The sequence below is a fragment of the Mycobacterium sp. 1245852.3 genome (assembly GCF_001669335.1).
Classification (GTDB): domain Bacteria; phylum Actinomycetota; class Actinomycetes; order Mycobacteriales; family Mycobacteriaceae; genus Mycobacterium; species Mycobacterium europaeum_A.
The window spans coordinates 1-3,556 of sequence record NZ_LZLL01000511.1; the positions used below are offsets into that span (position 1 = coordinate 1).

At 69.7% G+C, this 3,556-nt stretch carries 4 protein-coding genes; all 4 read right to left on the reverse strand.

Annotated elements, in window-relative coordinates; all coding sequences use genetic code 11:
- Window positions 1-22: 22 nt before the first annotated feature.
- On the reverse strand, window positions 23-1,249 hold the full coding sequence (locus A9W96_RS22925) for a lytic transglycosylase domain-containing protein (protein ID WP_067143315.1): 1,227 nt from the start codon (window positions 1,247-1,249) through the stop codon (window positions 23-25).
- Between the two features lie 107 nt (window positions 1,250-1,356).
- The gene (locus tag A9W96_RS22930; RefSeq protein ID WP_066871640.1) at window positions 1,357-1,899 is read right to left on the reverse strand and encodes a DUF1003 domain-containing protein; all 543 of its coding nucleotides are present in this window, start codon (window positions 1,897-1,899) and stop codon (window positions 1,357-1,359) included.
- Entirely contained in the window at window positions 1,896-3,203 is a 1,308-nt protein-coding gene (locus A9W96_RS22935) for a magnesium transporter MgtE N-terminal domain-containing protein (RefSeq protein ID WP_066871637.1), read from the reverse strand. Before A9W96_RS22935 ends, A9W96_RS22930 begins: the two co-directional genes overlap by 4 nt.
- Window positions 3,204-3,265: 62 nt before the next feature.
- Window positions 3,266-3,556: DUF4190 domain-containing protein (locus A9W96_RS22940; protein WP_156765375.1), on the reverse strand; the 291-nt coding region annotated here is incomplete at its 5' end.

A 3,556-nucleotide genomic window follows, 5' to 3' on the forward strand; every position in this document is an offset into this window, starting at 1 on the left:
TCCTGCCGGGCACCTGGGCGCGCTACGCCTCCGACGGCAAGGGCGACGGCTGCGGGGGTGCGAACGGCTGCGGCGGCGCGACCGGCTGTGGCGCCCCGAACGGCGGGGGCGGCGCACCGAACGGCGGCGGCGCACCCACGGCCGGTGAGCTCTGCGAGCTGATGCAGATCACCGTGCACCCGGGAACCTGGGCCGGCGCCTGCGCAGGCGTGGGCGTCATCCACGGGAACATCGGCTGGGGACTGCCCAGCGCCGGGCTGCTCAGGTCGATCAACGGGACACGGGCCAGCGGGTCGTCCAGCGGCAGGCCGTTGACGTTCATCGGCAGGTTGGGCCCGAGCCCTTCGGGGTGCTCGAGGTGTGCGTCGCCCAGCGGCGGCGGCGGCCCGGTCATCGGCGGCAGGTCGACGGGCACGACGCCCGTGGCGTAGGCCGCCGCCCAGCCCAACACGTTCTGCGCGTAGGGCATCGAGTTGTTGTAGCGCAGGATCGCGGTCAACACCTGCGACTGATCACGCAGGTTGAGCCCGCCGCTGCACAGGTATCGGGCGGCCGCCAGCGTCGCGTCGAAGATGTTCTGCGGATCCGCCACGCCGTCGCCCTTGCCGTCGGAGGCGTAGCGCGCCCAGGTGCCCGGCAGGAACTGCATGGGCCCCATCGCGCGGGCATAGGTGACGCGGTTTCCGGCGCTGCTCTGGATGATCGTTTCGTTGCCGGGCAGCGTGCCGTCCAGGGACGGGCCGTAGATCGGGCTGATCGCGGTGCCGCGGGCGTCCACCGCGCCGCCGCCCGCGTGTCCCGACTCGATGCGCCCGATGCCGGCCAACAGGTTCCAGCTGACGCCACAGCCCGGGGCGGCGACGGCCATCTTCTGCTCCGCGCTGCGGTAGGCGGCCAGCGCGATGCTCGGAATGCCAAGGGCTCCAGGCGCATTCACGATCATCGCCGGCGGCGGAGCCGACAAGGCTGGCTCGGCGACGTGAAAGAGCGTGGGGCCGCGGTCGATTGAGACGACGGCGGGGCCGGTGAGGTCGGGGAAGGTCGGGGACACCGCGGCCACCGGGGTGACGGCGGCGTGCACCGGGGGCATTCGCATGGGAAGCGATGGAGCCGTTGCGCTGACCGCCCCCGCGAAGACCAATGGAGTAATCATTGCCACGCCGAAAATCGGCTTGCGCGTGTTCCGAAGTGCTCGCTGCCGCACAGTCGCGGCGGCGGGGCTTTCACCCCGGCTTCCCCCTATGCGCACTCGACCGTCCTAGTTATGTGAGCTGGGTCCACTTTCTGTTAGCTCGGTGAACCAGATCACCATACATAACTCTTGTGACACGAGTGGCGCAATGGTGCAAACGGTTCTCACCTGGATTTCTTAGCCGTTCGCTCCAATCCGTCGCCGCCCTGAACCGGGTCGGCATCCGCGGCGTCCGGCTGCAGATTTGCCAGCAGTTCGCGCAGGTCATCGAGCTCGTGGCGCAGGTATTCGCGCGTCACCACCTCGCCCACGGCCAGCCGCACCGCGGCCAGTTCGCGGGCCAGGTATTCGGTGTCGGCCTTGGTCTGCGCCGCGCGACGGCGGTCGTCCTCGAGCGCCACGCGGTCCCGGTTCTCCTGGCGGTTCTGGGCCAGCAGGATCAGCGGTGCCGCGTAGGCCGCCTGGGTGGAGAAGGCCAGGTTCAACAGGATGAACGGGTAGGGATCCCAGCGCAGCCCCACCGCGAACAGGTTCAGCGCGATCCACACGAAAACCACGATCGTCTGCAGCAGCAAATACCGGCCGGTGCCGAAGAAGCGGGCGATCGACTCGGTGAACTGTCCGACGGTTTCGGGATCCAGCCGCGGCGAGTACCTGCGCGATGTCCGCGGGGTGTAGAGCCCCCGCGGAGCCGTGGACTTGCTCACGCGGATCCTCCCAGTCCTTCGAGACGGCCGGCGGTGTCGAGGTCCTGCATGTCCACCCGCCAGTCGTGCGGCAGCAGGTGATCGAGCAGGTCGTCGACGGTGACCGCGCCCACCAGGTGGTTCTGGTCGTCGACCACGGGCCCGCACACCAGGTTGTAGGCGGCGAGGTAGCGGGTCACCGCGACCAGCGGTGTCTCCGGCGTCAGCGTCAGCAGGTCGCTGTCGACGATCCCGCCGACCAGCTCGGCCGGCGGCTCGCGCAGCAGCCGCTGCAGCGCCACACATCCCAGGTAGCGCCCGGTCGGGGTGGCCGTGGGCGGACGCACCACGAACACCATGGACGACAGCGCGGCGGACAGGTCGGGATCGCGGACGCGGGCCAGCGCCTCGGCGACCGCGGTGTCCGGGGTCAGCACCACCGGGTTCGACGTCATCAGTCCGCCGGCGGTGTCGGGTGAGTGGGTGAGCAGCCGTCGCACCGTGGCGGAATCCCCGGGATCCATCCGGGTCAGCAGCATTTCGGCGTCGGTCGGATTCAGCACGCCCAGCAGGTCGGCGGCGTCGTCGGGATCCATCTCCTCGAGCACGTCGGCGGATCGCTCGGTGCCCAGCTGCGACAGCACGTCGGCCTGATCCACCTCGGGCAGCTCCTGCAGGATGTCGGCCAGCCGGTCGTCGTTGAGCGCCTTGAGCACCTCGTAGCGGCGCTTGGCCGGCAGCCCGCGGATGGCGTCGGCGACGTCGACCGGTTTGCGGCCCTCGAACTGATCCAGCAGCTGAGCCACGCCCTGGCCCGGCAGCGCCAGGGCCGACGGGGTCAAGCCCTGCACGTTGTGCCAGTCGACGACGTGCACCGGGCCACGCCGCCCCAGCCGGCGCTGGCTGCGCACGGCGACCCGGCTCACCATCCAGTCCCGGGTTCGGGTCTGCTCGATGCCCAGATCGGTGACCACCACGTCCAGCCCCGCCAGCTCGGGCAGTTCGGGGTCGTTGACCTTGACGGCGGTGTCGAGCACCTGGCCGATCGCCAGCACCTCGCCGGGTCGCTGCTCGAAATGGCGCAAGGACACGTTGCCGGTGCTCAGCGTCACCGCGTTGGGCTCGATGGAGGCGACCCGCAGGATCGGGATGAAGATGCTGCGCCGTGTGGCCAGGTCGACGACCAACCCCAGGACGCGCGGTTGCTGGCGCACGATGCTGATGCTGATGACGACATCGCGCACCCGGCCGACGGATTCCCCGAGCGGGCCCAGCACCAACATGCGCGACAGCCGCGCGACGTACACCCTATTGACCGATCCCATGGAAGTAGAGCCTAGGCAGCCGCGGGTCCGATAGCAGACAGCCCGGCTCCGGCGCGCTGGCGCTAATGCGTGCGTATCGCGAAGAGCACGACCACAAAAGTGACGAGGAGCATGGCGATTCCGATGACGATGCCGGCGACCGCCAGGCCGAAGCCGTCCTGACGGGTCCGCTTGATCTGATCCAGCGCGATCGCGCCCAGCACCATGGCCACGATCGAGCCTACGCAGCACAGCAGGCCGGTGAAGGAGGCGATGAGCGACGCGATCGCCAGCGGGTTCGTCCCGGGCTGCGCCGCCGCAGGTCCATAGCCTCCCTGGTAATCCGGCGTCGGATAGTAGCCGCCCGGATATGC

Excerpts from the sequence above, each read along its gene's own strand:
- A9W96_RS22935 (WP_066871637.1), bottom strand. The coding sequence starts at position 3,203 with ATGGGATCGGTCAATAGGGTGTACGTCGCGCGGCTGTCGCGCATGTTG.